General features: G+C 64.3%; 23 protein-coding genes and 2 pseudogenes. 13 read left to right on the top strand and 12 right to left on the bottom strand.

From position 1 onward, the window contains the following. The first annotated feature begins 28 nt into the window (after positions 1–28). The gene (locus tag EAO80_RS01605) at positions 29–1,117 is read left to right on the top strand and encodes a glycosyltransferase family 4 protein (protein WP_122088194.1); all 1,089 of its coding nucleotides are present in this window, start codon (positions 29–31) and stop codon (positions 1,115–1,117) included. Between the two features lie 48 nt (positions 1,118–1,165). Then, positions 1,166–2,626, top strand: coding sequence for a sulfatase family protein (locus EAO80_RS01600; protein ID WP_122088193.1), 1,461 nt, complete (start codon positions 1,166–1,168; stop codon positions 2,624–2,626). A 27-nt stretch (positions 2,627–2,653) separates the two neighbouring features. Here the strand turns inward: EAO80_RS01600 and EAO80_RS01595 are convergent, their stop codons facing one another. After that, complete coding sequence (locus EAO80_RS01595; RefSeq protein ID WP_211330608.1) at positions 2,654–3,943, bottom strand: glycosyltransferase; 1,290 nt, start codon at positions 3,941–3,943, stop codon at positions 2,654–2,656. Between the two features lie 3 nt (positions 3,944–3,946). Here EAO80_RS01595 and EAO80_RS01590 point away from each other — a divergent pair, with 3 nt between their 5' ends. The 9 genes and pseudogenes from EAO80_RS01590 (at position 3,947) to EAO80_RS01550 (ending at position 12,482) form a co-directional block, all read left to right on the top strand. Beyond that, entirely contained in the window at positions 3,947–4,957 is a 1,011-nt protein-coding gene (locus EAO80_RS01590) for a lysylphosphatidylglycerol synthase domain-containing protein (protein WP_122088192.1), read from the top strand. A gap of 100 nt (positions 4,958–5,057) precedes the next feature. Further along, a complete protein-coding gene (locus EAO80_RS01585) occupies positions 5,058–5,471 on the top strand; it encodes a universal stress protein (protein WP_122088191.1) in 414 nt (137 codons plus the stop codon). 123 nt (positions 5,472–5,594) lie between these two features. Beyond that, a complete protein-coding gene (locus EAO80_RS01580; protein WP_122088190.1) occupies positions 5,595–6,671 on the top strand; it encodes a CNNM domain-containing protein in 1,077 nt (358 codons plus the stop codon). A 396-nt stretch (positions 6,672–7,067) separates the two neighbouring features. Further along, on the top strand, positions 7,068–8,789 hold the full coding sequence (locus EAO80_RS01575; protein ID WP_122088189.1) for a propanediol/glycerol family dehydratase large subunit: 1,722 nt from the start codon (positions 7,068–7,070) through the stop codon (positions 8,787–8,789). Positions 8,790–8,864: 75 nt separating this feature from the next. Continuing rightward, positions 8,865–9,452: pseudogene (locus tag EAO80_RS01570) on the top strand (propanediol/glycerol family dehydratase medium subunit); the annotation flags it as partial. Positions 9,453–9,461: 9 nt separating this feature from the next. Further along, positions 9,462–9,866 (top strand): diol dehydratase small subunit, encoded by a 405-nt coding sequence (locus EAO80_RS01565; protein WP_122088187.1) that lies wholly within the window; start codon positions 9,462–9,464, stop codon positions 9,864–9,866. An 80-nt stretch (positions 9,867–9,946) separates the two neighbouring features. Next, a complete protein-coding gene (locus tag EAO80_RS01560) occupies positions 9,947–11,851 on the top strand; it encodes a diol dehydratase reactivase subunit alpha (RefSeq protein ID WP_122088186.1) in 1,905 nt (634 codons plus the stop codon). A 28-nt stretch (positions 11,852–11,879) separates the two neighbouring features. Beyond that, a complete protein-coding gene (locus EAO80_RS01555; RefSeq protein ID WP_122088185.1) occupies positions 11,880–12,293 on the top strand; it encodes a glycerol dehydratase reactivase beta/small subunit family protein in 414 nt (137 codons plus the stop codon). 3 nt (positions 12,294–12,296) lie between these two features. Continuing rightward, positions 12,297–12,482: a hypothetical protein gene (locus EAO80_RS01550; RefSeq protein ID WP_122088184.1), complete on the top strand. Its 186-nt coding sequence runs from the start codon at positions 12,297–12,299 to the stop codon at positions 12,480–12,482. Positions 12,483–12,533: 51 nt separating this feature from the next. Here the strand turns inward: EAO80_RS01550 and EAO80_RS01545 are convergent, their stop codons facing one another. The 3 genes from EAO80_RS01545 to EAO80_RS01535 all read right to left on the bottom strand — a co-directional run bounded on the left by EAO80_RS01545 (position 12,534) and on the right by EAO80_RS01535 (position 14,808). Further along, entirely contained in the window at positions 12,534–12,824 is a 291-nt protein-coding gene (locus EAO80_RS01545) for a hypothetical protein (RefSeq protein ID WP_122088183.1), read from the bottom strand. Between the two features lie 92 nt (positions 12,825–12,916). Continuing rightward, the gene (locus EAO80_RS01540) at positions 12,917–13,321 is read right to left on the bottom strand and encodes a GlcG/HbpS family heme-binding protein (RefSeq protein WP_122088182.1); all 405 of its coding nucleotides are present in this window, start codon (positions 13,319–13,321) and stop codon (positions 12,917–12,919) included. 143 nt (positions 13,322–13,464) lie between these two features. Then, positions 13,465–14,808, bottom strand: coding sequence for a sulfatase-like hydrolase/transferase (locus EAO80_RS01535; RefSeq protein WP_122088181.1), 1,344 nt, complete (start codon positions 14,806–14,808; stop codon positions 13,465–13,467). 208 nt (positions 14,809–15,016) lie between these two features. Between EAO80_RS01535 and EAO80_RS01530 the strand changes: the two genes are divergently transcribed. Continuing rightward, positions 15,017–15,589: a DoxX family protein gene (locus EAO80_RS01530; RefSeq protein WP_122088180.1), complete on the top strand. Its 573-nt coding sequence runs from the start codon at positions 15,017–15,019 to the stop codon at positions 15,587–15,589. A 99-nt stretch (positions 15,590–15,688) separates the two neighbouring features. On the opposite strand, the gene EAO80_RS01525 is transcribed toward EAO80_RS01530, so the two are convergent. From EAO80_RS01525 to EAO80_RS01495, 7 genes are all read right to left on the bottom strand, one after another. Further along, positions 15,689–16,951 (bottom strand): magnesium transporter, encoded by a 1,263-nt coding sequence (locus EAO80_RS01525; protein WP_122088179.1) that lies wholly within the window; start codon positions 16,949–16,951, stop codon positions 15,689–15,691. Positions 16,952–17,057: 106 nt separating this feature from the next. After that, the gene (locus tag EAO80_RS01520; RefSeq protein WP_245998389.1) at positions 17,058–18,002 is read right to left on the bottom strand and encodes a glycosyltransferase; all 945 of its coding nucleotides are present in this window, start codon (positions 18,000–18,002) and stop codon (positions 17,058–17,060) included. A gap of 104 nt (positions 18,003–18,106) precedes the next feature. Then, positions 18,107–19,258 carry a glutamate-cysteine ligase family protein gene (locus EAO80_RS01515; protein ID WP_122088178.1) on the bottom strand — a complete coding sequence of 384 codons (1,152 nt, stop codon included), beginning with the start codon at positions 19,256–19,258 and terminating at the stop codon, positions 18,107–18,109. A gap of 303 nt (positions 19,259–19,561) precedes the next feature. Then, a complete protein-coding gene (locus EAO80_RS01510) occupies positions 19,562–20,851 on the bottom strand; it encodes a hypothetical protein (protein WP_122088177.1) in 1,290 nt (429 codons plus the stop codon). Between the two features lie 112 nt (positions 20,852–20,963). Further along, a complete protein-coding gene (locus tag EAO80_RS01505; RefSeq protein ID WP_122088176.1) occupies positions 20,964–22,112 on the bottom strand; it encodes a glycosyltransferase in 1,149 nt (382 codons plus the stop codon). Continuing rightward, positions 22,113–23,084 carry a glycosyltransferase family 4 protein gene (locus EAO80_RS20715; RefSeq protein WP_122088175.1) on the bottom strand — a complete coding sequence of 324 codons (972 nt, stop codon included), beginning with the start codon at positions 23,082–23,084 and terminating at the stop codon, positions 22,113–22,115. A gap of 148 nt (positions 23,085–23,232) precedes the next feature. Then, complete coding sequence (locus EAO80_RS01495) at positions 23,233–24,090, bottom strand: hypothetical protein (protein ID WP_122088174.1); 858 nt, start codon at positions 24,088–24,090, stop codon at positions 23,233–23,235. A gap of 126 nt (positions 24,091–24,216) precedes the next feature. Between EAO80_RS01495 and EAO80_RS01490 the strand changes: the two are divergent. Further along, a pseudogene (locus tag EAO80_RS01490) lies at positions 24,217–24,414 on the top strand (RNA-guided endonuclease TnpB family protein); the annotation flags it as partial. Positions 24,415–24,420: 6 nt separating this feature from the next. On the opposite strand, the gene EAO80_RS01485 reads toward EAO80_RS01490, so the two are convergent. Further along, a complete protein-coding gene (locus EAO80_RS01485) occupies positions 24,421–25,977 on the bottom strand; it encodes a sulfatase (protein WP_122088173.1) in 1,557 nt (518 codons plus the stop codon). Positions 25,978–25,997 lie beyond the last annotated feature (20 nt).

The following is a 25,997-nucleotide window of genomic DNA, read 5'->3' as shown; positions in this document are numbered from 1 at the left end:
CGGTTCGTACCGTCGGAGGCAACCGCCAGTGAAGCTCCTTCGGATCGCACAGAAGTGCTACCCCGACGTGAAGGGCGGGGGGCCGTATCACGTCCACGCGCTGAGCCGCGATCAGGCCGCACGCGGCCACGACGTGACCGTCCTGACGGTCGATCACACGGACCGACCGCGACGCGAACGGCGTGACGGCTACACCGTCGTCCGCCGTTCGCCGACGGCGAGCCTGCTGGGAAACGATATCTCGACGGGCATCGCCCGCGAGTTGGCGACGCTCGACTCGTACGACGTGTTGCACGCCCATTCGCATCTGTACTTCTCGACGAACCTCGCGGCGCTCCGGCGGGCGGTCGGGGGACCACCGCTGGCCATCACCAACCACGGACTGTACTCCCAGAACGCCCCCCAACAGCTCTTCGAGTGGTATCTCCGGACGGCGGGCCGGTGGACGTTCGATCGGGCTGACACCGTCTTCTGTTATACCGACACCGAACGAACGCGCCTTCGCGAGCTCGGGGTCCGGACCCCGATCGAGGTGATCCCGAACGGAATCGATACGGACCGGTTTCGGCCCGCGGGCGAGCGCAGCGAGCACATCGCTCCGGGACCGGCCGTCCTCTTCGTCGGGCGGCTCGTCGACGGGAAACGACCGCAGGACGCGCTCGACGCCGTCGCGCAACTGCGGGCGCGATACCCGGACGTCCACCTGTATTTCTGCGGGGACGGACCGCTGCGCGAGGAGCTCGAAGCGAGCGTCACGGAGCGCGGGCTGACGGGGGCGGTGACGTTCCTCGGACAGCGCCCGTACGACGAGATGCCGGCGATCTACCGGGCGGCCGACGCGCTCGTCCTGCCGAGCCGCGCCGAGGGCGTCCCGCGGACGGTGCTCGAAGCGATGGCGAGCGGCCTCCCGGTCGTCACCTCGGACCTCGAACAGATCACATCGATCGTCGAGGCCGGCGGCTACACCGCCCCGATCGGCGAGACAGGGAAGCTGGCCGAGCGGCTCGCGACGGCGCTCGAGGAACGACCCGACGGGCGCGAGTACGTCGAACGCGAACACCGGTGGGAAACGACCGTCGAGGCGACGACCCGAGCGCTCGAGCGGCTGGCGGACTGACCGGCGGACCACTCGCTTTTTCCTGTCGACTCGCGTAGCGGGCGACGAATGGGACAGCGCCGGCCGAACGTCGTGTTCGTCGTGATGGATACGGCCCGCGTCGCGAACGCGACCGATCCGCACGTCATGCCAAACCTGAACGCGATCGCCGAGGCGGGCGCGAGGGTAACGAACGCCTTCGCGACGGCGCCGTGGACGCTGCCGTCGCACGCGTCGATGTTCACCGGCCAGTACACCGCCGAGCACGGGACGGACGCGGACACGAAATCGTTCGATCCCGCGGTACCGACGCTCGCGGCCCGCCTCCAAACGACTGGCTATCAGACCGTCGCGGTGTCGAACAACACCTGGGTGAGCCCGGAGTTCGGGTTCGACGACGGGTTCGAGGAGTTTCTCGTCGGCTGGGAGCTCCTCGCGGGCGGGACCGACCTCGCCTCGATCTCGAAATCCGAGACGGGGTTCGTCGACCGAACGCGGGCCGTACTCGGCGAACTCCGCGCCGAAGGCGGGCACCGAACGCTCGTCAACGCCCTCTATACGCGCTTTCTGCGGCGGGCGTACGACGACGGCGCCTGGATGACGAACTACCGGATCGGGCGCTGGCTCGAACAGCAACGAGAGCCCGACCGACCGTTTTTCCTGTTCGTCAATTATCTCGAACCGCACCTCCAATACGATCCCCCGCGGCGCTTTCGCGAGCGGTTCGTCTCCGAGGAACGTGCCACGGACGTAAACCAGGACGCGTGGGCCTACGTCACGGGGCTGACCGACATGAGCGATCGGGAGTTCGAGACGCTCGAGGCGCTGTACGAGGCGGAGCTCAACTACCTCGACCACCGGATCGGCCGACTTTACGACCGACTGAACCACCACGAACTGCTCGAGGACACCGTACTCGTGCTCGTCGGCGATCACGGCGAGAACATCGGCGATCACGGGCTGATGGACCACCAGTACAGCCTCCACGACAGCCTGTTGCACGTCCCGCTGGTGATGCACTACCCCGAACGCATCGACGCCGGGACGACCGTGAGCGATCTCGTCGAACTGCGCGACCTCTATCCGACGATCCTCGACCTCGCCGGTGTAGCGACACCCACAGCGGAAACCGTTTCGACCACGGGGATCCTATCGGATGGTGCGTCCCGCGAGCGTGTCATCGCCGAGTATCTCACGCCACAGCCGTCGATGGAGGCACTCGAGCGAACGCTGGGAACGCTGCCCGCCTCCGCACGCCGCTACGACCGGGCGCTTCGCAGCATCCGCACCGACGAATGGAAACTGATCGAGGCGAGCGACGGGAAGCATGAGCTCTACCGGATCGACGAGGATCCGGACGAAACGATCGATCTCGCGGCCGAACGCGAAGACGTCCGGGATCGGCTGTGCGAGCGACTGTACGAGGAGCGGGGCCCGCGTTCCTTTGAAGGAGAGTCGAAATCGGAAACGAACACGTCGATGGCGGCAGCGACGCGCGAGCGCCTCGACGACCTGGGCTACCTGCAGTGACGGTCGCGGGCGCGCGTGTTAGAGGGATCAAGACGAGGCCGCGGCGGCACGGCGCTCGGCCAGCAGCTGCTCGTAGAGGGCGTAGTACTCCTCGACGGTTCGTTCGAGCGGAAACCGCGTCCGGGCACGCGTTCGCAGGCGCGTCGCGGCGGTTCGTCGAGCGTCGTCATCGACGAGAAGGCTGTTGAGCCGGTCGGCGAATGCCGCCGCATCGCCCACGGGGGCGAACGTTCCGACCGGGCCGATCACCTCGTGGAGGACGGGGATGTCGCTTGCGACGACCGGGAGACCACAGGCCATCGCCTCGACCGCCGCGACGCAGAACCCCTCGGAGCGCGACGGGAGCGTGAAGACGTCGCTTGCGGCCAGCATCCGATAGACGGCCTCGCGCTCGATCGTGCCGGTGAACTCGACGCGCTCGCTGATCGAGAGGTCCGCCGCGAGCGCTTCGAGGCGCGTTCTCAGTGGGCCGTCGCCGACGATCGTCAGGCGCACGTCCGGCTGGCGGGCGGAAAGCGCGGCGAACGCACGCAGGAGCGTCGCTTGGTCTTTCGTCCCGATCAGCCGGCCAACCGTCACGATTCGCCGGCCGTCGATCGCGAAGGGGGTCGCCGAGGTGACGAGCGCGCGGTCGATCCGGTCGGTATCGATACCGTTGTAGATTACCCTGAGGCGCTCATCGCGGAGCAACCATCGCTCCGCACGATAGAACGACCGGAGGGTCTGCTCGGAGTTCGCGACGACGCGGTCAGCCCGGGGCAGCGTCGGTGCGTTCACCAGGTTCTGGGCGAGCGAGTAGTGCGCGCGGTGGTCGGCGTGTTCGGTGTCGACGATCGCGAGGTCGCGCGGGGCGAGGAGGCGACCCAGCGAGCCGACGAAGTTGTGGTGGGTGTGGAGGACGTCGTAGCGGCCGCTCGCGAGCAGCACGCGCAGGCAGGCGACTGCCCGCGGGTCGACCCGCGAGCGCGCGCCGAGGGCGACGACGGTAACGGCGTCGTCGATCGGCACGTCGATCGACTCGCGCGAGCGGTCGAAAACGGAGACGGCCGTGACGGTCGCGTCCGTCGCCGTTGCGAGGCGCTCGGTGAGGTCGTAGGCGATCGTCGTGTGGCCGATGTGGCTGAACAGCGCGAGAACATGCATGGGTCGGGCACCGAAGGGAAACAACGGGTCGAACGGCTCCCGTCCGGCTGGGGCGAACTCGCGGGGAAACCCGCATAGCTCTTTCGCGTCGACCGTCGCGGGCTCGACGGGGACCAGCCGGAGAGCCGGTTCGTGTCCTTCGGCACGTTTTTCTTCGGCCGAAGCGAACCGCAAGCCGTGAGACGCTCGCTGCGGTTTCTCGTCGGCGTCGCCGCCGGGCTAGCGGTTTTCGGTGGCTATCTCTACACCGTCGGCGCCGACACCGTGCTCGATCGCGCGCTGGCGGTCGCGCCGTGGGCGCTCGCGCTCGTGATCGTGCTCGTCGTCCTGGAGGGGCTCGCGGACGGGATCGGCGTGTGGGCCTCGTTGGCGCCGCTGAACGGCGGGCTATCGGGGGCCCGAAGCGCGCAGTTCGCGCTCGCCGGCGATTTCTTCGACATCCTCAGCCCGGCCGGGCCGGTGAGCTCCGAGCCGATCATGGCCCGGTTCATCAGCGTCTCGACGAACACGGGCTACTCCGAGGCGCTCGGCGTCCGGTCGGTGGCGAAGTACGTGAAATCGGCGGCCCAGTTGACGCTTTCGGGTCTGCTCGGACTGATCGTCCTCTTCGGGACGCCGGACGCGTCCGGGTTGCTCTCGACGCTCGGGGTCTCGATCGCCGGCGTGTTCGTGGTCGGCGGGGTCGTCTTGCTCTCGCGAGAGCACCTCTCGCGGGGGATCGTCACGGTAGGCGCACCGCTCATCACGCGGATCTCCGGGCTGTACCGGGACCAACCGCACGACCGAGCGGTCGTGGTCGCGGCCGTCGAGCGGTACTGGGAGCGGGTCGTCGAGTTTCGCGGAAGCCCGGAGTTGCTCGCCCTCATCGTCCTCGGCGGCGTGATCGAGCAACTGCTGACGGCGGCGGCCCTCTGGGTGGCGATCGCCGGCGTCGGCGCTCCCGTTGCGTTCCTCCCGATCCTCGTGATCGTGCCGCTCCCACAGATCGCGAGCGTCGTGCCGATCCCGGGGAGTCTGGGGGCGTACGATCTCCTGCTGGGCGGTGCGCTCGTCGTCGTGACCGGCGCCACCGCGACCGCTGCGACCGCGGCGGTCCTCGTCGTTCGAACCGTCTCCCTCCCGTTCGGCGCGATCGCTGGGGGTATCTGTACCGCGTATCTTCGGGGCTGGCGGCCGACGACCGACTGAATCCCGGTCCTCTCGTCGGAGGTCGGGCCGGTCGACAAGAATAGTCGAGACCCCGAATCGCACATCCAGACCTATACGTCTTCGAGCGCTACGGAGACGTATGTATGATCACGTGTTGTTGCCCGTCTCGACCGACGCGACGCCCGACGAACGATACGAGCCAATCTACGAGCTCGCAGCACAGCACGGAGCGACGATCACGATCCTGTCGGTCGCCGACACCAACCGCGACAGCGTGACGAACCTCGGCGGCGAGGTGGTCGATACGTTGGAAAGCGAAGCGACGAAGGCGGTCGAGCGGTTCGCCGAGGCCGCACGCGAGCGCGCGATCACGGTCGAAACGGAGACCATCCAGGGCGTTCCGGACGAGGCGATCCTCGAGTACGACGAGACCCACGACATCGACGTGATCGTCATGCGAAAGCGTGATCGCAGCCGTCTCAAGGAGACGTTACTGGGCAGTGTCACCGATCGCGTGATCCGCCTCACCGATACCCCTGTCCTCGTGATCTGAGTCCGTCCCGACAGCCACCCTCGGGTAAGACCGGATACGGGATCCCTACGAAACGGGCAGTATCCGCGGGTACTCCCTGTTCATCGAATTCCCTTTGAGTCTCGGTCGTCACGATCCGATCGAATGGTTACTCTAGAGATCGCTGCTAGACTCCTCGCCGGTGCGCTCCTCATCGTCGCGAACGCATTCTTCGTCGCCACCGAGTTCGGGCTGACCCGCGCACGCCAGTTCACCGAAGAGGAGTTCGTCGGAGGTGACCCAGCACTCCAACGGGCCTGGGACATGACCGACGACCTCGAACTGTACCTGACGACCTGTCAGATCTGGATTTCGGGCACCAGTATTGCGCTGGGGATCATCGCAGAACCCGGGCTGGCGGCACTGCTGGAGCCGATCTTCGCGAACACCACGCTTGCCTCGGTCGGGGCCGCCTCGCTGCTCGCGTTCTTTATCATCAACATGATCCATCTGACCCACGGCGAGCAGACCCCAACGTATCTGGGCGTCGAGCGCTCGCGACAGGTCTGTCGATACGGCGCGCGCCCGCTGTACTGGTTCGCGCGCTCGATCGCCCCGCTGATCCGCTTTGGCGACTGGGTCGCGAAGGGGACGCTCGGACTGTTCGGGGTCGAGATGACCGGCGCGTGGCTCGAAACCGAACAGGACGTCATCGAGAGCCGGGCCGATCTCCGCCATCGAATGGAGAGGCTGCTCGCGGAGGGCAACCTCGACGACGAACGCTACGAGGAGGTCCTCGGTGCGCTCGCAGTCGGGCGGATGACCGTCAGCGACATCATGGTCGACCGGGAGGAGATCGTGTTCCTCTCGACGGACCTGCCCCTCTCGGAGAACCTCGAACGGCTCTCGGGGTCGCTGCACAATCGGTATCCGCTGATCGGTGAGGATCCCGACGACTTCCGCGGGATCGTCTACGTTTCGGCGGTCCTCGACGAGATCGATGCCCTCCAAGCGGGAGAGAAGACCATCGAGGATATCGCTGCGCCACCGTTGACCGTCTCCGAAGAGACGACCGTCAGCGACGTCATCGATCGATTCCAGGAGGAACACCAGGAGCTCGCACTCGTTCGCTCCGAGGAGGATGATCTCGTCGGACTGGTGACCGCCACGGACGCGATGGAAGCCGTCGTCGGCGAACTCGAGGACCCACTCGATGAGGCCGCGGACGATTCGACAGCGTGAACGACTGTCATCAGTCCGTCACCGAGTCGAGTAGTCCGAAGTGAACCGACACGGATAACGGACGATCCGATCGAGGGGTCGGTCGATCAAGTGGAGTGAAGGATGAAAACGGAGTCCCAGAGCCAGAATCGTTAGTAGTGACCGATTCGGTTTGTAGAACCCACGAGCCACAGGGGAGTCATCGGCCACAGAGGGAGCGTGCCCGTACGGATAAACTGAGATAGTAGTGAGGTAATGTTTTCAGCGAACCGATGAAAGTACAGTTGTCCTACTGCAACCAAATGTGTGTTTCTAGCGTCTAGCAGCCAAATTTGTTGGTTGGATAGGCAGTATCATCGCCTATAATTTTGAATATAAGTAAACCTATTACGGTGGACGCCAAGCAGTGAATCGGTAATGGCTAACAAGGAACCAAACTCCGAGGACGCGTCGCAAGCGACCGACAATGTCGAACGGAAGCGGTCCAAGCGGTTCGAGACCCTCGATAACCGACCCGTCAACAAAGACGGAATCGTCGAGGAGTGGCCGGAGGTCGGGTTCGTCGCGATGGAATCTCCTGACGATCCGGATCCCTCGATAACGGTTGAGGACGGAACGATCGTCGAGATGGACGGCATCGAGCGCGAAGAGTTCGATTTCGTCGACCAGTTCATCGCGGACTACGCGATCGATCCGGAGGTAGCCGACGAGGCACTCGAGCTCGACTCGGTGGAGTTCGCACATATGCTTGCGGACATCAACGTCCCGCGCGAGGAGATCAAGCGGCTCGCGACCGGGATGACGCCGGCGAAGCTCACCGAGGTCGTCAACCAGATGAACACGGTGGAGATGATGATGGCGCTCCAGAAGGTGCGCACTCGCAAAAACCCTGGAAACCAGTGTCACGTCACGAGCGTAAAGGATCATCCCGCACAGCTGGTGGCCGATGCGGCCGAATCCGCCCTTCGGGGATTCGACGAAGCCGAGACGACGGTCGGGATCACACGCATCGCACCGTTCAACGCGCTCTCGCTGTTGATCGGGACCCAATGTGGCAGGGGCGGCGTTCTGACGCAGTGTGCCGTTGAGGAGGCGACCGAACTCGAACTGGGAATGCGCGGGATGACCAGTTACGCCGAGACGGTCTCCGTGTACGGCACCGAGGACGTGTTCAAAGACGGCGACGACACCCCGTACTCGAAGGCGTTTCTCGCCTCCGGCTACGCCTCGCGAGGGGTGAAGATGCGATTCACCTCGGGATCGGGCTCCGAGGTGAACATGGGCCAAGCGGAGGGCAAATCCATGCTGTATCTGGAGACGAAATGCGTGCTGGTGACGAAGGGCTGTGGCGTCCAAGGGCTCCAGAACGGATCGATCAGCACCGTCGCGATCCCGGCGGCGGTTCCCTCCGGGCTGCGGTGTATCCTCGCGGAGAACCTCATCGCTGGGATGGTCGACTTGGAGATGGCCTCCGGGAACGACCAGACGTTTACGCACTCGGAGACGCGCCGGACGGCCCACATGATCCCCCAGATGTTCCCCGGGACCGACTTCATCTTCTCGGGGTACAGCGCCGTACCGAACTACGACGACATGTTCGCCGGCTCGACGTTCGATTCGTCGGATTTCGACGACTACAACCTCATACAACGGGACTTCAAGGTCGACGGCGGGACCAAAGACGTCGAAGAGGAGGAGGTCATCAAGTATCGCAACCGGGCGGTCAAAGCCCTCCAGGCGGTCTTCGAGGAACTGGGCTTCCCGCCGATCACCGACGAGGAGGTCGAGGCTGCGACGTACGCCGACGGCAGCGACGACATGCCGGATCGGAACCAGGCACAGGACATCGACGCCGCACAGGAGATGATGGAGCGCGAAGTCACCGGCGCCGATATCGTCACCATCCTGGTCGAGCGCGGGTTCGAGGAGATCGCGGAGAACATTCTCGGCGTGCTCAAATCGCGCGTCTCTGGCGATTACCTCCATACGTCGGCGATCCTCGACGAGGAGTTCAACGTCGTGAGCGCGGTGAATAACCCGAACGACTACGAGGGCCCCGGAACCGGCTACCGGATGAGCGAGGAGCGCTGGGAGGAGATCAAGAACTACCGACACGCCGTCGATCCAAAGGACGTCTAACATGGCTCCTAGCACTCTCCACGGCGAGCGTCGGGAACCGGTAGCCGAGCACGAACGAGCGCGAGGACGAAACGGAGGACAGTCAATACCATGAGTCAAGCGACACAGCGAGAACGAACGGTCACATTCGAGGACACCGGCCCGGCCGAGAAGGGGACGGCCCCCGACGAGGTCGTCATCGCCCTGAGCCCGGGCTTTGGCGAGATCAGTACGGAAACGCTTTCGGGCGTCTCCCACGCGGAGATCATTCGCGAAGTGATGGCCGGGATCGAAGAGGAAGGCGCCTCGATGCGCGTCGTCCGGGTCTACGACACCGTCGATCTGGGGCGGATGGGACTCGTCTCCTCGAATCTCAGCGGGTCGGGAATCAGTATTGCGATACAATCGAGAGGGACCACGCTCATCCACCAGGAGGATCTGTTGCAGCTCGACAACCTGGAGCTGTTTCCCCAAGGGCCGCTACTGGTCCCCGAAACGTTCCGTGCGATCGGGCGAAACGCCGCCCGGTACGCGAAAGGGGAGAGCCCCGCACCGGTAACAGTCGAAAACGACCCGATGACGCGACCGAAGTTCCAGGCGATGGCCGCGATCTGGCACATCAAAGAGACGCAGTGTCTCGATGAGGAGCGCGGCCAGATCGAAATAGACGTCGACTTCAACTAACTACCACCAATGAGCAACTCAGACGAGATCGAATACCCGCTGTCCGACAACCCGGAACAGGTCGAAACGCCGAACGGAACGGCGCTTTCGGAGATCACGCTCGATGCGGTCGTCGACGGCGATATCGACGGCGACGACATCGCGATTTCACCGGACACCCTCGAAAAGCAAGCACAAGTAGCCGAACAGGAAGGACGGCCACAGCTCGCGGAAAACTTCCGCCGAGCGGCCGAGCTGACGGCGATTCCCGACGAGCGGATTCTCGAGATCTACAACGCACTGCGACCCAGTGGGGCGGACAAGGAGACGCTCGAAGGGATGGCCGACGAACTCGAAACCGAGTACGACGCCCAGATCAACGCCGCGCTGGTTCGAGAGGCGATCGAGGTGTACGAAAAGCGCGGCGTCGTCTGAACCCGACCGCGATCGACGGCGCACAGGGACGGGAACGAATTATCAGGGCGGAGCACGACCGGGACCTAATCAGAGAGAACATGGAGTATATCGCAGGCGTAGATATTGGCAATTCGAGCACCGAGGTCGCACTGGTTCGGAACAACGACGGCTACGAGTTCGTCGCGACCAGCCTCTTTCGAACAACCGGGCTGAAAGGGACCGTAAAGAACGTTCCGGGGGTCGTAAATGCCCTCGAACGGGCGGCCGAGACGGCAGGCATTTCGGTCGACGAGATCGACCGGATCCTCCTCAACGAAGCCGCACCGGTTATCGGGGACGTCGCGATGGAGACGATTACCGAGACCGTGATCACGGAATCGACGATGATCGGCCACGATCCATCGACACCGGGCGGAGCCGGGCTCGGAACCGGGACGGTCGTGGAGATAACCACGGATCGCGACACACTCACGGACGAACCGTCGGTCATCGTCGTCGTGCCGGCGACAGTCGACTTCGCGGACGCCGCAGGGACGATCAACGAGTGGGTCGAGCAGGGGATCGACATTCAGGGAGCGATCGTCCAGAAGGACGACGCGGTCCTGATCAACAACCGCATTGACCGGGAGATCCCCATCGTCGATGAAGTCGGCAAGATCGAGGAGATCCCCCGCGGGCAACCGGCCGCCGTCGAGGTCGCGACGGGCGGCTCGGGACAGACGATCGACCAGCTCTCGAACCCCTACGGTCTTGCGACGCTGTTCGAGCTCTCATCCGAGGAAACCCAGAAGATCATCCCCGTCTCGCGGGCCCTCGTCGGGAACAAATCCGCGGTCGTCATCAAAACACCGGCTGGTGACGTCGAAGAGCGGACGATCCCGGCAGGCTCGCTGACCGTCATCGGTGAAGGAGGCAATTCGGTGTCGATTGATATCGATCAGGGTGCCGACGAGATCATGGCCCACGTCGAGGAACACTGGCCGATCGCGGACATCAGGGGCGAGCGGGGCTCGAACATCGGCGGGATGCTGAGCCGGGCGCGCGAACAGATGGGTGAGGTGACCGGCCAGGAACTCTCGGAGATCAACATTCGGGACATCATGGCGGTCGATACGCTCGTCCCACAGAAAGTCGAGGGTTCGGTCGCGAGCGAACACAGCATGGAGACCGCCGTTGGGCTGGCGGCGATGGTCAAAACGAGCGAGCTTCCCATGCAACAGATCGCCGACGAGGTCGAAGACCGGTTGGAAACGGCGGTCACCATTCAGGGTATCGAGGCGAACATGGCGATCCTGGGGTCGCTCACGACGCCGGGAACGGACGTCCCCTTTGCCATTCTGGATATGGGCGGGGGCTCGACCGATGCGGCGTACATCAACGAGACGAACGAGATCACGTCGACCCATCTGGCCGGGGCGGGCGATATGGTGACGATGCTGATCGCCTCGGAGCTCGGGGTCGATCGGGAACTCGCCGAAGGGCTCAAGAAATATCCCGTCGCGAAGGTGGAGACGCTGTTCAGTATCCGCCACGAGGACGGCACGGTCACGTTTCTCGATGAGGCGGTCGATTCGGAGACGTTCGGACGGGTCGTCCTCCTCAAGGACGACGGTTCACTGGAACCGGTCGGTCTCGACGAGTCCGTCGAGACGGTTCGACGGACCAGACGCCAGGCCAAAGAGAAGGTGTTCGTCACGAACGCCAAGCGCGCACTCCGACGGATCTCGCCGACGGAGAGCACGCGATACCACTCCTTTGTCGTGATGGTCGGTCGGTCGGCATTGGACTTCGAGATCCCGGAGATGATCTCGGATGCGCTCGCCGAGTACGGCATCGTCTGCGGGCGCGGGAACATCCGCAGCACGACCGGGCCACGAAACGCAGTCGCGACCGGACTCTGTCTGTCCTACGTCGGGGATCGAACGGAGTTCGACGTGACCGTCCCCGACGGGCTCGCGAAATCCGTCGGAACGACCGAAATCGTCGGGGATAGTCGCTCATGAACGCAGGTTCACTGCATGGAGGTCGTCCGTGAGCGACACTCGAACACAGTCGGCAGCCGACGAGGCCGTCCCGCGAATTCACATTCGCTATGTGGGCGAGGAACCGTCCACGCTCGAGTACATCGAACACGGCATCGAAGAGGAGGGCGTTCCGTGGCGGACACACGCAGTGGAAGAGGACGAAGACAGTCCCGACGAGCCGTCCCGCGAACTGGCGTTCCGAGCGGCCTCGGAGTCAGGATTGAAGATCGGGATCGGGATCGACCGAGACGCCAGACACACGCTTCATCACGCCCGGCTCCCACCCGAGGAGCCGGTACAGCGTGCTCGCGTCGAAACGGACTCGCAAGCGAGAGCGGTCGGGGCGAACGCCGCGCGGTTAGCAAAGCGCATGCCCCTCGAACCGATCGAGGAGGACTCCGAGAACCGCGAACGCGAGTAAACAATGACCGAGAAACACACCGCGTACATCGAGACGCTCGCGCATATGAACTGTGGGAACTGTGACTCGTACTGGGGTCTCAGCGACCTCTCGACGGAGACGCTCGAAGGACGCGTGCTTTACTGTCCGCACTGTGGTCACGAAGCGTCCGTCGAAGACATCGTGGACGGCATCGAATCCGACCAGTGATTATCCGTACGGGAAGCACACACTTCCGATCAGCGACCACGCAACGATCGACTAGAGCCGTGGGTGGGCATCGACCGCACGCATGTGTCGACAATCGGTTCGCCCGAACGCGGTCGCGTGACTGTAGCAACTGCACGTCACTGCTCGCCCTCCGGCGAGCGTCACGGTAGCCGTTCTCTCGTCGTCGTCGGCCGCGGTCATCTCCACCAGTTCGTCGCCACGGAGCGTGAACTGGAACCGTTCGGCGTACTCGGTCCACGTTCTTCGTTTGTTCCGGTCGATCGTTTCCAGAAGCATCTCCTTCGACGGGTTCACCGGATCCGTCGAGGCATCCTCGCTCATGAACCCCTCTTCACTCCGGATCAAATAACTGTGTTCCCCGCATGCTGACCGTCCGGATAGGGAGTCCGAAAGCACACTGCCGGGGTGAACGTTCAGTTGATCGCGTCGAGGCCGGCACGCGCGACGGTCATGTCCTCGTCGGGCGAGCCGCCACTGACGCCGATCGCGCCGATCACGCTGCCATCGGATTCGACCGGGAACCCGCCGCCGAACGTGACGATGCGACCGTCGTCAGTGGTCTCGATCCCATAGAGAGGCTCTCCGGGTTGGGCGGCCTCGCCGATGTCTTCCGTCGGCATCTTCATTGCCACCGAACTGTACGCCTTGTTCTGCGCGATCGAGATGCTCGCAAGCAGGGCATCGTCGACACGGTGAAAGCCAAGAAGGTTCGCACCGGCATCGACGACCGCGATGCACATCGGCACCCCGATCTCGTCGGATTCGGTCTCCGCTGCGTCGATCATTTCCTTTGCGTCGGCGAGTGTTAGCGTCTCCATTGTATCACGATCCATGGGGGTTTCCCATAGTGTGGTTTTACCTCTCTCTCCACCCTAGTATAGATACGTGTTATGTGTCCTCATGGATCCTCCCCCCTCAAGGGACAGCAGTCGGTGGCGGGAGGCTTCAATCCAGGGACCGCTCACGCGTAGCCGAGGTCCTCAAGCCGCGCTTGGACCGCCTCGGACACGTCAGTGGCCGTTCGATCGGGCGTCGAACGGGTCGGGAGCGACGAGCGAAACGCTCGTAGCTGTTCGTGTGGATCACTCACGCTCTCGGGTGGGGTTCCGTGTTCCGTCCATCCATCGAGCGTTTCGTAGCCGTAGTAGCCACCGTCCATCGCGAGGCCGGCTAACGGGCGGTCGTACGACCGGATCAGCTGCTCGGAGTAGCCGGCCTCGCGCATCATCTCGATGCGAGCCGTCCGAAGCCCCTCGTACTCGACGAACGCCGGTCGATCCTCGACCTCCTCGAGCAGGACCTGCCCACGGGACGAGCCGTCGACGTGCAGCAAGTCGAGTATCGTGCGATGGACGTCGAGAAGGCTCACCGTCTTCGAACAGGTCCCGGAGAGCCCCGCCCCGGAGATCACGAGCGGAACGTGCGTCAACTCAGGATAGACGCCGTGAAGGTGGCGCCAACTCCCGTGTTCGCCGAACAGCTCCCCGTGATCGCCAAGCGTGATGACGTACTCGAAACGTCGCTTGAGGGCGGCGAATATCTGGCGATACCGGTCGGAGAGATACCGGACCGAGCCGTCGTACGCCTCTCGTATGATACGAGCGTCGGGTTCGTGACTCGTCAGCGTCGCCGCGACCTCGTCGTATGAGGGATCGCCGCTCGTTCGGTAGGGCTTCGGCGGCGCGTACGGTGCGTGGGCTTCCATCAGGTTCACGAAGAGAAAATCCGCGTCCGAATAGACATCTTGCTGTAGGGAGTCAAGCAGCGTCGTCGCCCCATCGTCCCGGTTCCGAGCGCCGCCGTCGGGAAGCCACGTACTGTCCGAGAGCCGTCTGAGCAGTCCGGCTGCGATCGAGGGCCCGATGCGATACTGGCCGCTCGTGGCCAGCTTCAGAAACGCGAGATACCTGTCGATGCCCGAACGGCCGTTTTGAAGGAGTTCGCGCCAGCCGGACAGGCCCTTGCTGTTGGCATTGACCCGCCAGGTCCCATCGAACGAGTCGAACCCGCGATCGAAACCGAACACCGGTGACGCCATGAGGTTCGCGCTGAACGCACGCGTCGTGTAGCCCGCCGCACTGAGGCGCTCTGCGAGCGTCGAGTCCGGACAGTCGAGTCCCTCCGATCTGGCGTTGACCCCGACTTCGCTCGCGTACTTGCCCGTGAACAACGACGCGTGTGCGGGCATCGTCCACTTGGCCGTCGACCAGGCGTGGTCGAACCGACGACCCGACAGCCAGCCGAACTGCTGGTCGAACGCGTCCTTTCGGACCGTATCCAGAACTACGAGCGCGACACTACTCATCGGTGAATCCTCTCAACTCTAGGCGATAACGGTTGAGCTTTCCGCGGCTGGAAGCTTCCCCTCTCGTCCCGAGCGTCGGGCGGATCCGTAGAATACAACAAACGAGAACGGAGGAGGTGAAAACACCGTGTTCTGGTTCTCAGTTCCTGAGAACCGTCCGTTCTCTATACTACTGTAGCCAGCCATGATACAACTGTAAGTGATAAAAATGACGACCACACCCCCCAAATCGGACGTGAACGTCTTCGAGAGCAACATCGCCGGAATCACCCTTCGGGGGCGGGCACACAGCCTGAGCGCCTGGTTCGTCCTCGCGCTCCGGCTCATGATGGGATTTGCGTTCCTCTATGCCGGGCTCGACAAACTGCTCGGCGCGGAACCCTTTAGCGCCCAAGGTTATCTCCTCGGGGCGGTCCCGGCCAACGGCGGCCCGCTCGTCGACCTGTTCGTCTGGATGGGCGAGACGGGCTGGATGCTCACGATCCTCGACATCGCCGTCCCGTTCGGTCAGGTCGCGATCGGGCTCGGGCTCCTCGTGGGTGCGTTCACCCGTCTGGCAGCGTTCTTCGGGGCGTTCATGATGGTGATGTTCTACTTCGCCAACTGGGACGTCGCTCACGGCCTGATCAACGGTGACTTCGCGTACATGCTCGTGTTCCTCGCCGTGGCGGCCTTCGGCGCCGGCCGGATCCTCGGGCTCGACGCGATCATCGAACGCTACGAGATCGACGGAACGCCCCTGATCGAGAAGTACCCCAAACTCGATTACGTCCTCGGGTGATGGCGTCACCCTCAAAGACGAACCGTTTCCTTGTAGTTCCGTACTCGACGTCCGCTTCCGTGAGTGGATCAACAAACTGGCATCAGGAGCCTCGTCGGATCAGATACCGAGGATCACCTGCGCCAGCCCGAGGAAGACGAAGAACCCGAGGACGTCCGTCGCGGTCGTGATGAAGATCGTCGCGGAGGTCGCGGGGTCGATCTCGAGGCGATCGAGCACGAGCGGGATGATCGTGCCGAAAAACCCAGCGATGACGAGGTTGAACACCATCGCGATACCGAGGACCAGCCCCAACAGCGGACTCTGGTTGAACACCGTCGCGATCGCGGCGACGAGGAGGCCGGTGATCGTCCCGTTTGCAGCCCCGGCAATGACCTCGTTGAGGATCGCGCGACCGCCGGTCGGCAGCGACACCTGGCCGAACGCGAGGCCACGAACCGTCACGGCCATCGACTGCGTACCGGCGTTCCCACCCATCCCGGCGACGACGGGCATGTAGACGGCCAGCAGCGTGAACGCGGCGATCGTATCCTCGAACAGCCCCACGACGGCGGCGGCCAGAAACGCCGTCCCGAGGTTGACGATCAGCCACTTGTAGCGGTTGCGGACCTTCGAGAGCGGCCCGTCGAGGATGCTTTCTTCCTCGGTAACGCCCGTGAACTCATAGAGGGTCTGACCGGTCTGTTCCTCGACGACCCGAAGGAGGTCCTCCGCGTAGATGACGCCCAGAATCGTGTCCTGGCCGTCCTCGGGGTCGAGCACCGCGACCCGGCTTTCGGGGTTCGTACGAAAGACCTCGAGGACGTCCTCCTGGTCGTCGTCGAAACTCGTCGTCGGCGTATCCCTGACGTAGTCGGTGATCGCCTCGGAATCGAACGTGGCCATCGCCAGCGCCTGCCCGGGTAGCTCGCCGACCAGTCGCCCGTGTTTCATCACGAAGATCGTGGGAAACCGGCCCGTCCGGTCCTCGTAGCGCCGAACGCGTTGGGTCACCGTCTCGAAGCTACTCCGGCTGTCAACGGTGACGTAATCGAGGTGCATGAGCCCCGCGGCGCTCTCGGGGTCGAACTCGAGGAGAAACTCGATGCGCTCCCGCCGGTCGTCGTTGAGCCGACGGAGGATCGCCTCCTGGCGGTCCTCCTCGGCGAACGCCAGCACGTCGGTCGCCTCGTCGGGATCGAGATGTCGGACGAAGCGGTGCAGGTGCTGCTGGGAGAGATCGTCGACGACCCGCTGTTGGGTCGTCTCGGGGAGCTGGAAGAAGACCTCCCGTTGGCGCGAAAGCGACAGGGCCTGGAATTCGTCCCCCGGCGTGGAGGAGGTCGCCAGGGTCTGCTGAACGGCAGCTAGTTCCTCGACCATACCCTACCCGATCGACGCGGCAACTAAGGTTTTCTTATAGGCACCGCCGGTCGGGGATCGCTCTGTGAGCGCGGCCAACGGGGATGGGGGACACGAAAAGATCGCCTCAGCCGTCGCGCCACCGCACGAGACGGCGCTTTGCCTGCTGGAGGGGCTCGTACGTCCGCGCGCCGCCGAGGCTCGCCAGGAGATACGGGTAAACGGCGAACTCGGTGGGGGAGATCCGGACCGCCCGGAGGAACTGGCGGCGGGCCTCGTCGTAGCGTTCGGCCCGAAGCGCCGAGCGGCCGAGCTGGTAGCGAAGGCGGGCTCGAACCCGCCGCCAGCACCCCGACCCGTACTCCATCGCGAGCGGTTCGAACGTCGATTCGAACAGCGGGACCGTCACGTCGCGTTTCCGGGTGTAGTCCCGGCTGATCTGATCGTCCGTACGGTTGTGGCGGACCACGAGCGGTTCGGGAACGGCGCCGAAGCGATACGTCCTCGAGATCCGCAGGTAGAACTCCCAGTCCTGCCAGCTCGGGAACCGATCGTCGGGGAGCCCGATCCGCTCGATCACGGCGTGGCGGATCATCACGGCCGAAAACGTCCCGACGAAGTTCCAGTACAGCAGGCGCTCGGTCACGTCCCCGCCGATTCGAGGGGTACGAACCGCGTTAGTCCGGCCGTCGGCGTCGACCTGCCGGACGCCGGTATAGACGAGGCCGACGTCGGCCGGGACCCGATCGAACGCGGCGACCTGACGCTCGAGCTTTTCGGGTGCCCACGTATCGTCGTCGTCGAGGAAGGCAACATACTCCCCACGGGCGGCCTCGATGCCCGTGGCGCGGGCGGCGTTCCCCCCACGAGTGTGATCGTGGCGGCGGAGCCGGCAGGCGCTGAAGGCCGAGACATCGAGCTCCGAACCGTCGATCGGGGTCGACGAGCCGTCGTCGACGACGATCAGCTCGACGGGCGAGTAGGTCTGGGCAGCGACGCTGCGGACCGCCCGGCGTACCATCGTGAGCCGGTCGTACGTCGGGACGACGACGCTCACCAGCGGGTCGGTCACGGGGTTGTCCCCGCCCGAGTGGGCCACCGGGGCGGACGCCTATCCGAGGGACGATCGCACATCGATACCGGAGACGACCGGAGCGATCGTCTTACGACTGGCGATCAGCTGATGCGACCGCGAAGCGGCGAGACGCGGCGCAGGTCTTTCGTGTGGGATACCGCCGGTCGTCCTGCCTCCCGTTCGGTGGCGAGTGCGTCGACCTCGCGTTCGAGCCGGTCGGCGTAGCGGAGTCGAAGCCGCTCGGCATCGGTCGTCGAGAGGGACGTTACGCCGTCGAACTCCCGTGCGACCGGATCGTAGTCCGTAGGGTCGAACCCCATCGCCTCCAGATAGCCGCCGACTGCAGGCGATTCGATGCCTGAGTCCATGGCCGTCCGGACGTGGCGCCCGAGCCGGTCGAACTCCGGGATCGTCACGCGCTCGCCCGCGATCCCGGGCCGGTGGCCGATCTCGAGGCCGCGGTCGACGACCCGATCCATCGCGTCCCGAACGTCCCTGACGAGCTGTAACGTCTCGACGGGGAGCGTCACGTCCGGGGCGCGCCACTCGATCGTCCCGAACGTCTCACGGAGCCGGATCGGCGTCCAAAGTGAATCCTCGGGCGCGAAGTGGTCGTCGAACGTCGCCGGGTCGACGTCCGTTGCCAGCGCTTGCCGGCGGAACCGATCGAACGTGCGGTCGATCCGGTCCTCCCATTCGTCGACGGATCCGGCGTAGGGCCACAGCCGACCCAGCTCGGGATGGTCGCCGTAACACCCCCGCCGATAGATCGCCGACCGGGCACACCCGGCGACGTACTCGCCCCGGTCGTGGGAGGAACTCGCGACGAGCGCGAAGGCGGGATCCAGCGCCGTCAGCAGGTTCAACTGGTCCGTTTCGGAACCGGAGATCTGATCGATGTGGAGGTGGGTGCCCGCACAGCGCGTGGCGTTTCCAAACTCCTCGCCGAGCACCCGTCGCTGGATCCGGGTTCGCGGACACTCGCTGGTATCGATCGACTCGGCACAGAGCGGCGTGGCGAGCGGGACGAGACGGCGGTCTTCCTCGTGGGCGACCGCCAGCACCTCGCAGAGTCGCTCCGTGACCTCCGCTTGGAGTTCTGCGACGTCGTCGCACGGCTCGGTGACGACTTCCAGCATGGGATCGGCGCTTTCGGCGTCGATAGCGTCGATCCGCTCGATGACCGGCTGTGCGGGTGCAAGCGCACCCGTCGTATCGACCGTCCAGTATTCGAGTTCGAGACTCAGTTGCATGATGTGATGATGTATCGGACGTCAGGCGGTTGCGTGTCAGTGCAGCGCCGACGCGGGACAGATCCCGAAAATCGTCGGTAGGGTCGTCGTCCTGTATCACCTCCCTCGACTGCCCACTGATAAGGCCCCTCGCCTTGCCCGTGCCGGTATATCTTGCCTCTACCATACCGGACGGCCGGATCGGAAATGGATAAAATACGACTGTAAAGGGTGTCAAAGTCCTGTTTTCGATCGAGAGACGGTTCCACCCCGAGTCGGAGTTTCACAACGGGTGATCCAAGTCGAGCCCTCGCCGCGTCGGCGTCAGATATAGCCCAACAGCGGCATCGCCAGCCCGACGATCCACCCGATAGTGCCGACGGCGAGGAGACTGTTACCCTCGAGATCGGTTCGGGCGGCACCGGCCGCGATCAGCCCCAGTGCGAACAACAGCCCGAGACGGTGGAGCATGAGTTCGATCGGCAACACGGAGATTCCGAGCCCCGCGAAGTCGAGGATGAAGGCGAGCCCGAGGCCGACGACGGTGAAGACGAAGGCCGACTGGGGCCGGAGTGGTTCACCCAGCCAGCTGATCCCCCACTGGAGGCGCACGAATCGGGTGGCCGTCTCGAGCGGCCGGCTAAACACGACCGCCGCGAGCGGCAGTCCGACCACCAGGATCGGGTAGAGGATCGCGACGAACGCCTTCGGCGTGATCCACGAGAGGGTGGTCTCGAGGAGCAAGCCGGCACTTCGAACGCCGAGGAACAGCCCCGCCAGCACCGCCGCCAGGATGAACCCGCGGCTGTTCCGTCGAACCCACTGCAGCAGCCGCGTCGTCTCGCGCCACAGCGCCCGTGTTCGCTCGACGCTGCTCCCGAACAAACCGAGCGCGGCAAGCGGGACGACCGTCACTAGCCTGATGACGGACAGCCATCCGTCGTTTCGTCCCCCGGTCGTCCCGTGGTACTCCCGGCTGACCTCGTTGACGTACGGCTGGTCGATGAAGTCGGCTTCGAGGACGTTGCGCGCGTCCTGGATGTCCGTGACGGTGTGTCGGAGGCGGAACCAGTCCCAGTACTCCTGGTGGGCCTGGACGGCGGTCCAGTCGTCCCACGTCGTCGTGTAGGCCCTGATATGATACCGGCTGCCGAGATACGACCCGGCGTGGAGCTGATAGCTCTCGTCGAACCAGATTCCGCCCCCGCCGTGTGGCCCGGTGTCGATGTAGGTGTAGCGGGTCGAACCACGGGCGTCGTCCCAGCTGATCGTTCGTTCCTCGGGGTCGGCCTCGTAGGTGTCCGTTTCGGCGTCCTGTTCGTCCGGATCGGCCTCCTCCCATTCCAGCTCCGAGCTGTCGACGAGCGCCTGCCGGACGCGGTCGTCGTCGCCGTGGATGATCATGTTGATCGCCAGCGTCCGTCCCTCAGTGGTCAGATCGCGACTGGTGTAGGGCCACAGGTAGCTCCCGCCGTCCTCGACCTGGATCAGCTGGTCGCGCTCGAGCGTCTCGGGTTCGGTCGAGTCCGTAACGAGGTCGATCGCGCCGCCGGCCACCAGATAGCTGGCGACAAGCACGAGAAATCCAAGCAAAAGTAGCCGACGGCGTCTCATCGATACAGTGGGGAACCGACCGAGGAGGATAGCCCTTTCGATAGATTATATATACGGTGTGATGAGAGGAGGACGCGATCGAGGCCAGACCCAACCGGCCGAGATGGAGGGGTTAATCGGCGTTTTCCCGGAGATCTCGAACGCGCCGGGCGAGCGAGGCCGGATGATCGAACAGCGTCTCGCGTTCGACGACCGGACCCGAACCGCCGTCGGTCGACCGGGAATGTGAGGGCGCGATGCTCGAGTAAAGGGACTCAAGGAGGTCGATGGTCCGGTCGGCCGAGTAGCGTTCGACGGCCGCACGGGTCGGCTTGTCCGATTCGAGACACCGCTCGACGCAGTCGATCATCGAGGTCACGTCGCCCGGCTCGAAGCGCTCGCCGTTTTCGGGTTCGATCGTGCGGTCGAACGGCGGGGCGTCGACCGCGGCGACCGGGGTCCCACAGGCGTTCGCCTCCAGCGTTGAGAGCCCGAGCGTGTCGGCGGTCGAAGCGGTGACGAAGACGTCGATGGAGCTGTAAAAGACCGGCAGTTGCTCGCGCGGAAGGAACGATCGGAGCTGGACGTTCCCCGGGGCCTCGCGTTCGAGGGACTCCCTGAAGGGCCCTTCGCCGACGATGACGAAGTCGTACTCCGGCAGTCGGTCGGCGAGGCGAAGGAGCTCGCTGACGTTTTTCTCCATACTGAGACGACCGCTGTAGCCGATCACGGTCCGATCCGGATACCAGTCCTCCTCGGCAGACTGGAAGAAGTCCATGTCGATCCCGACGGGCAGTTTCACGTGGTCGACGTCACGGTCGATCCGCTCGGTCGAGGCGGTCACCACATCGAAACTACGCAGGAAGGCGTTCTCCAGCGGGACGTAGGCCTTTTTCAACGGCCACGCCGCACACCGCGAGCCGAGGCTCTGGTGGAAGTACTCCTCGAGGGGTGTGTGATGCGTGTAGATCGACGGTAGATCGTGTTTGTAAGCGTAATAGCGCCCCAGTAGCCCGACCGAAGCCGGTCCGTGACAGTGGACGATATCGAGTTCGGGTAGCGTCGAGGGGCGTCTGAACAGCGGGACGTTGTAACCGGCATAGAAGGGGTTCGGCAGCGACGCGACGGGGTACTCGCGCTCGTCGGGGTCGTAATCGCCGTCGGGATAGACGACGGACACCTCGTGGCCGGCGTCCTCCAGCCGTTCGCGCCAGAGGTCGATGGTGTAGGTCACGCCGTCGATCTCCGGGAAGTAGCTGTCGGTGAAAAAGCCGATCCGCATTCAGACCACCGCCTCGTACAGTGCGTTCAGTTGCCCGGCCGTCTCCGAGAGGGCGAACCGCTCGCTGGTCCGGGCGGCGTTCTCCCCGAGTCGATCGCGCAGCGTCAAGTCCTTTAGCCGTTCGAGGTCGTCCGCGAACGACCCCGTCGACTTCAGGCAGTCGTGGCCGTCTTCGAGCCACGAGAACGTCTCGATGTCCCGAACGAGAACCGGGTGAGCGGTCGTCATCGCCTCCAGCAGCGCGATCCCCTCGTTCTCCTCATGAGTCGGGAAGAAGAAGACGTCGCCGGCGGCGTACGCGCCGCGGATGTCGTCGATGTAACCGGTGAACACGCAGTTATCGGGCGAGCCGTCGATCAAGCGTTTCGTCTCGCGTCCCTTCAGCCGGCGGTCGAGGGGACCGAACCAGGCGAAGTCCAACTCGGGCATCCGCCGGGCCGTCTCGACGAACGTCTCGAGCCCTTTTCGCTTCATCACGTGGCCGACGGTGAAGACCGTCGGCGAATCGAGGTCGTAGCGCTCGCGGTACGTCGCTTCGAATCCCTCGAAACCGGCGAGTTTCTCGCGGTCGACCCCGTTTGAGATCACCGTCGTCGGCCGGTCGGTGTACCCGCGGATGAGACGGCGGTTGTACTCGGAGGGGCAGATCAGCGCGTCGGCCAGCCCGTACGCCCGCTCGAGGTACGGCCTGAGCGGCCCCGCGAGGCGGTCGGTCAATCGGAAACTGCCGCCGAAGTCCTCCGCGGTCACGTGGGTGTGAGCGACGACCGGCACGCCGCGGTCCCGGGCGCGCTTCGCGTACCAGACCGAGCGCGGCCCCATCAGGTTGAGATGAAGGACGTCCGAGTCGAGATCCGGATCCGTCACTCGGTCGATACCGAGCCGGTCGTGCATCTTGCGCTGGTGTCTGACCGACTCCTGTATCCCGCCAGTAACGTAGCGCTCGAACTCGAAGTAGTGACTGACGTCCATCCTTCCTCGTACTGGGTAGTAGTCGATAGGGCACTTATGAACATTTTCAGTCCCGGGCGCGAGTTGGGCTTATCAGAGATATATTGTATACTAAATATAATCGGATATAATAGATCGTTCAGCCGTTTTTGGTGGAGTTTCTATACGATCACTCGAGTTCGAGCCACGGCACCTCGACGAGCGGCGGAATGTGCGTCTCGATGTGGTGCTCCCAGACTCCCTGTTCGCCGAAGGCCTCGCCGTGGTCGGCGGTGACGATCACCCGACCATCGAGATCGTCCACGAGGTCGGCGACCGATTCGAGGGCGATCCGGAGGTTCTCCTCGTAGAGCTCCATGGCCGCCTCGCGGGTGCCGTTGCGCACCAGATCGGCGGGATCAAGTTCGAGCCACAACCCCGCCTTCTGGGCGAGCTTGCTGCCATCGAGTGCGCTCTCGACTTTCGGGCGGACGGCGTCACTGACCGACGACAGCGCACCCCCGCCATCGGCACTCGCTTCCTGTTGGCCCTGTCGGTCGATCCCCTTGCGGATCTGCTTGAGCTTCTGTCCCTTCCCGCGCCCGAGATAGGGTGCGTGGGGCTGCATGTAGTGCAGTACCGTCCGGTCGGCACGCTCGATGGCCTCAGGGTGTTCACGAAACGACGCTGCGAGGCTCTCGGGGGGAACCGTGCCGAGATCGTCGTCCCAGCCGTGTTTCCAGACATCGAACACCTCGCTGATGTGATCCGCGGCGGCCCACTCGTAGTCACAGCTGGCCCCCCACTTGAGTTCGTTCAGCGGGATACCGAGGTTGTTGATGAAGGGGTTGCCCGAGAAGTACGCGATGTCGTGGCTGTCGGTAAAGGTCCGATAGGCCCACTCCGGCGTCGAGGAAGCGTTGCTCCGGCGTTTTTCGAGCGTGCCGTCGAGGTACTCGTCGTAGATCTCGCTGAAGACGTCGTAGCGACACGCGTCGAGCACCACGCAGTAGTCCCAGTCGGATTCGAGAAAGCGGTGGTCCTCCATTCGTTGCTCGAAGTTCCCCTCGCGCCCACCTATCACTGTTGGTTTCGACCCGCTCGGGTCGGAATCGCTTCCGACTGTCTTACCTGAATCGAGGCGCTAAGGCCCCTTCCTCAACGAGCGACGACGTGTAGGTTCGAAGCGGATAGAGACGCGAATGCGGCGTGGAACATCCTTTCTCGCGGTATCAAGAAGCGGTTAGGGGCGGGACGCTCCGAATCAACGCCTGTGGAGACTGCGCTCCCTGTGGATACATCCGTATCTGCAAAGCGCGTCGTGGAAGCAGGAAGCCCTACCCTCAAGCGCGAGCCGTCAGGCGAGCGGTAGAGTAGTTCACTCCAGATACCCCAGTTCTCGCAGGCGGTCCTTGGTTTCCGCGTCGGCCTCGTCGAGTGCCTCCTCGGCGTTCACCTCCGCGGGCGTGGTCCACGCCCCGCCGACCTCGCCCTCGAACCGCGAGAGCGCCCGCTCGGCGGCCGCAACCCGCTCGTCACCCTCGGGTGTGAGTGATGAGCGTTCCTCGGGATCCTCGTCGAGTCGATAGCCCTCGTCGGGGATACGGTCGGCCCGGACGTACTTCGCGTCCGCCCCGCGAGCGGCGCGCATCCGGGCGTAGGCTCGGTGATCGTCGGGCAGGGTGATCCCGGCTTCGCTCGCCTTCTCCTCCAGATGGTGGAGTTCGATCACTGGTTGGGCGTACTCGACGAAGGCGTAGTCCTCGTCCTCGCCGTCGCTGCCGAGAACCGCTTGCTGGCCGATATCGGGTGAATCGACGCGCTCGAACGCCCGGTACTCGCTCGACAGCAGCGACCGGGTGGGGTCGAACTCGACTGCGCCCGGCATACCGTCGGTATCGGCCGAAAGCGAATCGAGCGTCGTGTGATACAGGTCGAGCAGTTCGACCAACTCCTCGTTCCGCCCGGCATCGAGATCGGGGTGTTTCACGAGCAGTGGGACGTTGATCAGCTCGTCGTAGAGGGCGAACTCGTGGCCATAGAGGTCGTGTTCGCCGTGGAGTTCGCCGTGATCCGCACAGACGATTACGGTGGTGTCCTCCCACTGGCCGGTCTCGCGCAGCCACGCGAACAGCCGCCCGAGTTCGGCGTCCATGTGAGCGAGTTCAGCGTCGTACAGCCCTCGAATCGATTCCCACTCCTCGTCGTCGATGTCGCGCGCCCCGGAGTTGTACTCCTTGGAGTTCTGGCACACAGTCGAGGGATCGACACCTGGGGCGAACGCCTCGCGCTGCTCCTCGGGGGGGTAATAGGGCAAGTGGGCGTCCATCAGGTTGACGAACGCGAACCACCCCGCCTCGCTGTCGCTTCCCTCGATAAAGGACTTCGTCCGGTCGATCACCGCCGGGGTCTTCGAGTCGGCGCCCTCGCCGCTTGCGAGTGTGGCGTGGACCTGAGCACCCAGCCTGACGAGCCGGGTCGCGATGTCGTTGAGGCGCTCGTTGTCGTTGACCAGCCGCCATGCGCGCGCGAGTGGCCCCGAGAGCAGGTCCTGGGGAAGGACCTCGAAAAACGAGTCCTGCTCGTCGAACCCGCGCGTGAGTTCGGTGTAGGGCGTGATCCAGGCGTTCGAGGAGTAACACGCCGTGTCGTAGCCCGCATTGGAGAGGACCGACGCGAGCGTCGGGGCGTCCTCCAGATACGGGCTTTCCTGGTCGGCGCCATGCTGGCTCGGGTACAGCCCGGTGAACATCGAGGCGTGAACGGGGAGCGTCCACGGCGCGGGCGCGACGGCCGACTCGAAGACGGTCGCTTCCTCGGCGAAGGTCCCCAGTTCCGGCGTCGTCGGGCGGTCGTAGCCGTACGGCGTGAGGTGGTCTTTCCGAACCGTATCGAGGACGACGAACAGAACGTTGGACGGCTGCTGACGGCCCATCGCCCGGTGGTCGGGCCCGG

It is taken from the genome of Halalkalicoccus subterraneus, from assembly GCF_003697815.1.
Taxonomy (GTDB): Archaea; Halobacteriota; Halobacteria; order Halobacteriales; family Halalkalicoccaceae; genus Halalkalicoccus; species Halalkalicoccus subterraneus.
The sequence above is the reverse complement of the archived record's forward strand: the minus strand, read 5'-3'. Positions and strand labels throughout refer to the sequence as shown.

Excerpts from the sequence above, each read along its gene's own strand:
- EAO80_RS01600 (WP_122088193.1), top strand. The coding sequence starts at position 1,166 with ATGGGACAGCGCCGGCCGAACGTCGTGTTCGTCGTGATGGATACGGCC.
- EAO80_RS01585 (WP_122088191.1), top strand. The coding sequence starts at position 5,058 with ATGTATGATCACGTGTTGTTGCCCGTCTCGACCGACGCGACGCCCGAC.
- EAO80_RS01580 (WP_122088190.1), top strand. The coding sequence starts at position 5,595 with ATGGTTACTCTAGAGATCGCTGCTAGACTCCTCGCCGGTGCGCTCCTC.
- EAO80_RS01575 (WP_122088189.1), top strand. The coding sequence starts at position 7,068 with ATGGCTAACAAGGAACCAAACTCCGAGGACGCGTCGCAAGCGACCGAC.
- EAO80_RS01565 (WP_122088187.1), top strand. The coding sequence starts at position 9,462 with ATGAGCAACTCAGACGAGATCGAATACCCGCTGTCCGACAACCCGGAA.
- EAO80_RS01560 (WP_122088186.1), top strand. The coding sequence starts at position 9,947 with ATGGAGTATATCGCAGGCGTAGATATTGGCAATTCGAGCACCGAGGTC.
- EAO80_RS01550 (WP_122088184.1), top strand. The coding sequence starts at position 12,297 with ATGACCGAGAAACACACCGCGTACATCGAGACGCTCGCGCATATGAAC.
- EAO80_RS01545 (WP_122088183.1), bottom strand. The coding sequence starts at position 12,824 with ATGAGCGAGGATGCCTCGACGGATCCGGTGAACCCGTCGAAGGAGATG.
- EAO80_RS01540 (WP_122088182.1), bottom strand. The coding sequence starts at position 13,321 with ATGGAGACGCTAACACTCGCCGACGCAAAGGAAATGATCGACGCAGCG.
- EAO80_RS01535 (WP_122088181.1), bottom strand. The coding sequence starts at position 14,808 with ATGAGTAGTGTCGCGCTCGTAGTTCTGGATACGGTCCGAAAGGACGCG.
- EAO80_RS01530 (WP_122088180.1), top strand. The coding sequence starts at position 15,017 with ATGACGACCACACCCCCCAAATCGGACGTGAACGTCTTCGAGAGCAAC.
- EAO80_RS01525 (WP_122088179.1), bottom strand. The coding sequence starts at position 16,951 with ATGGTCGAGGAACTAGCTGCCGTTCAGCAGACCCTGGCGACCTCCTCC.
- EAO80_RS01515 (WP_122088178.1), bottom strand. The coding sequence starts at position 19,258 with ATGCAACTGAGTCTCGAACTCGAATACTGGACGGTCGATACGACGGGT.
- EAO80_RS01510 (WP_122088177.1), bottom strand. The coding sequence starts at position 20,851 with ATGAGACGCCGTCGGCTACTTTTGCTTGGATTTCTCGTGCTTGTCGCC.
- EAO80_RS01505 (WP_122088176.1), bottom strand. The coding sequence starts at position 22,112 with ATGCGGATCGGCTTTTTCACCGACAGCTACTTCCCGGAGATCGACGGC.
- EAO80_RS20715 (WP_122088175.1), bottom strand. The coding sequence starts at position 23,084 with ATGGACGTCAGTCACTACTTCGAGTTCGAGCGCTACGTTACTGGCGGG.
- EAO80_RS01495 (WP_122088174.1), bottom strand. The coding sequence starts at position 24,090 with ATGGAGGACCACCGCTTTCTCGAATCCGACTGGGACTACTGCGTGGTG.
- EAO80_RS01485 (WP_122088173.1), bottom strand. The coding sequence starts at position 25,977 with ATGGGCCGTCAGCAGCCGTCCAACGTTCTGTTCGTCGTCCTCGATACG.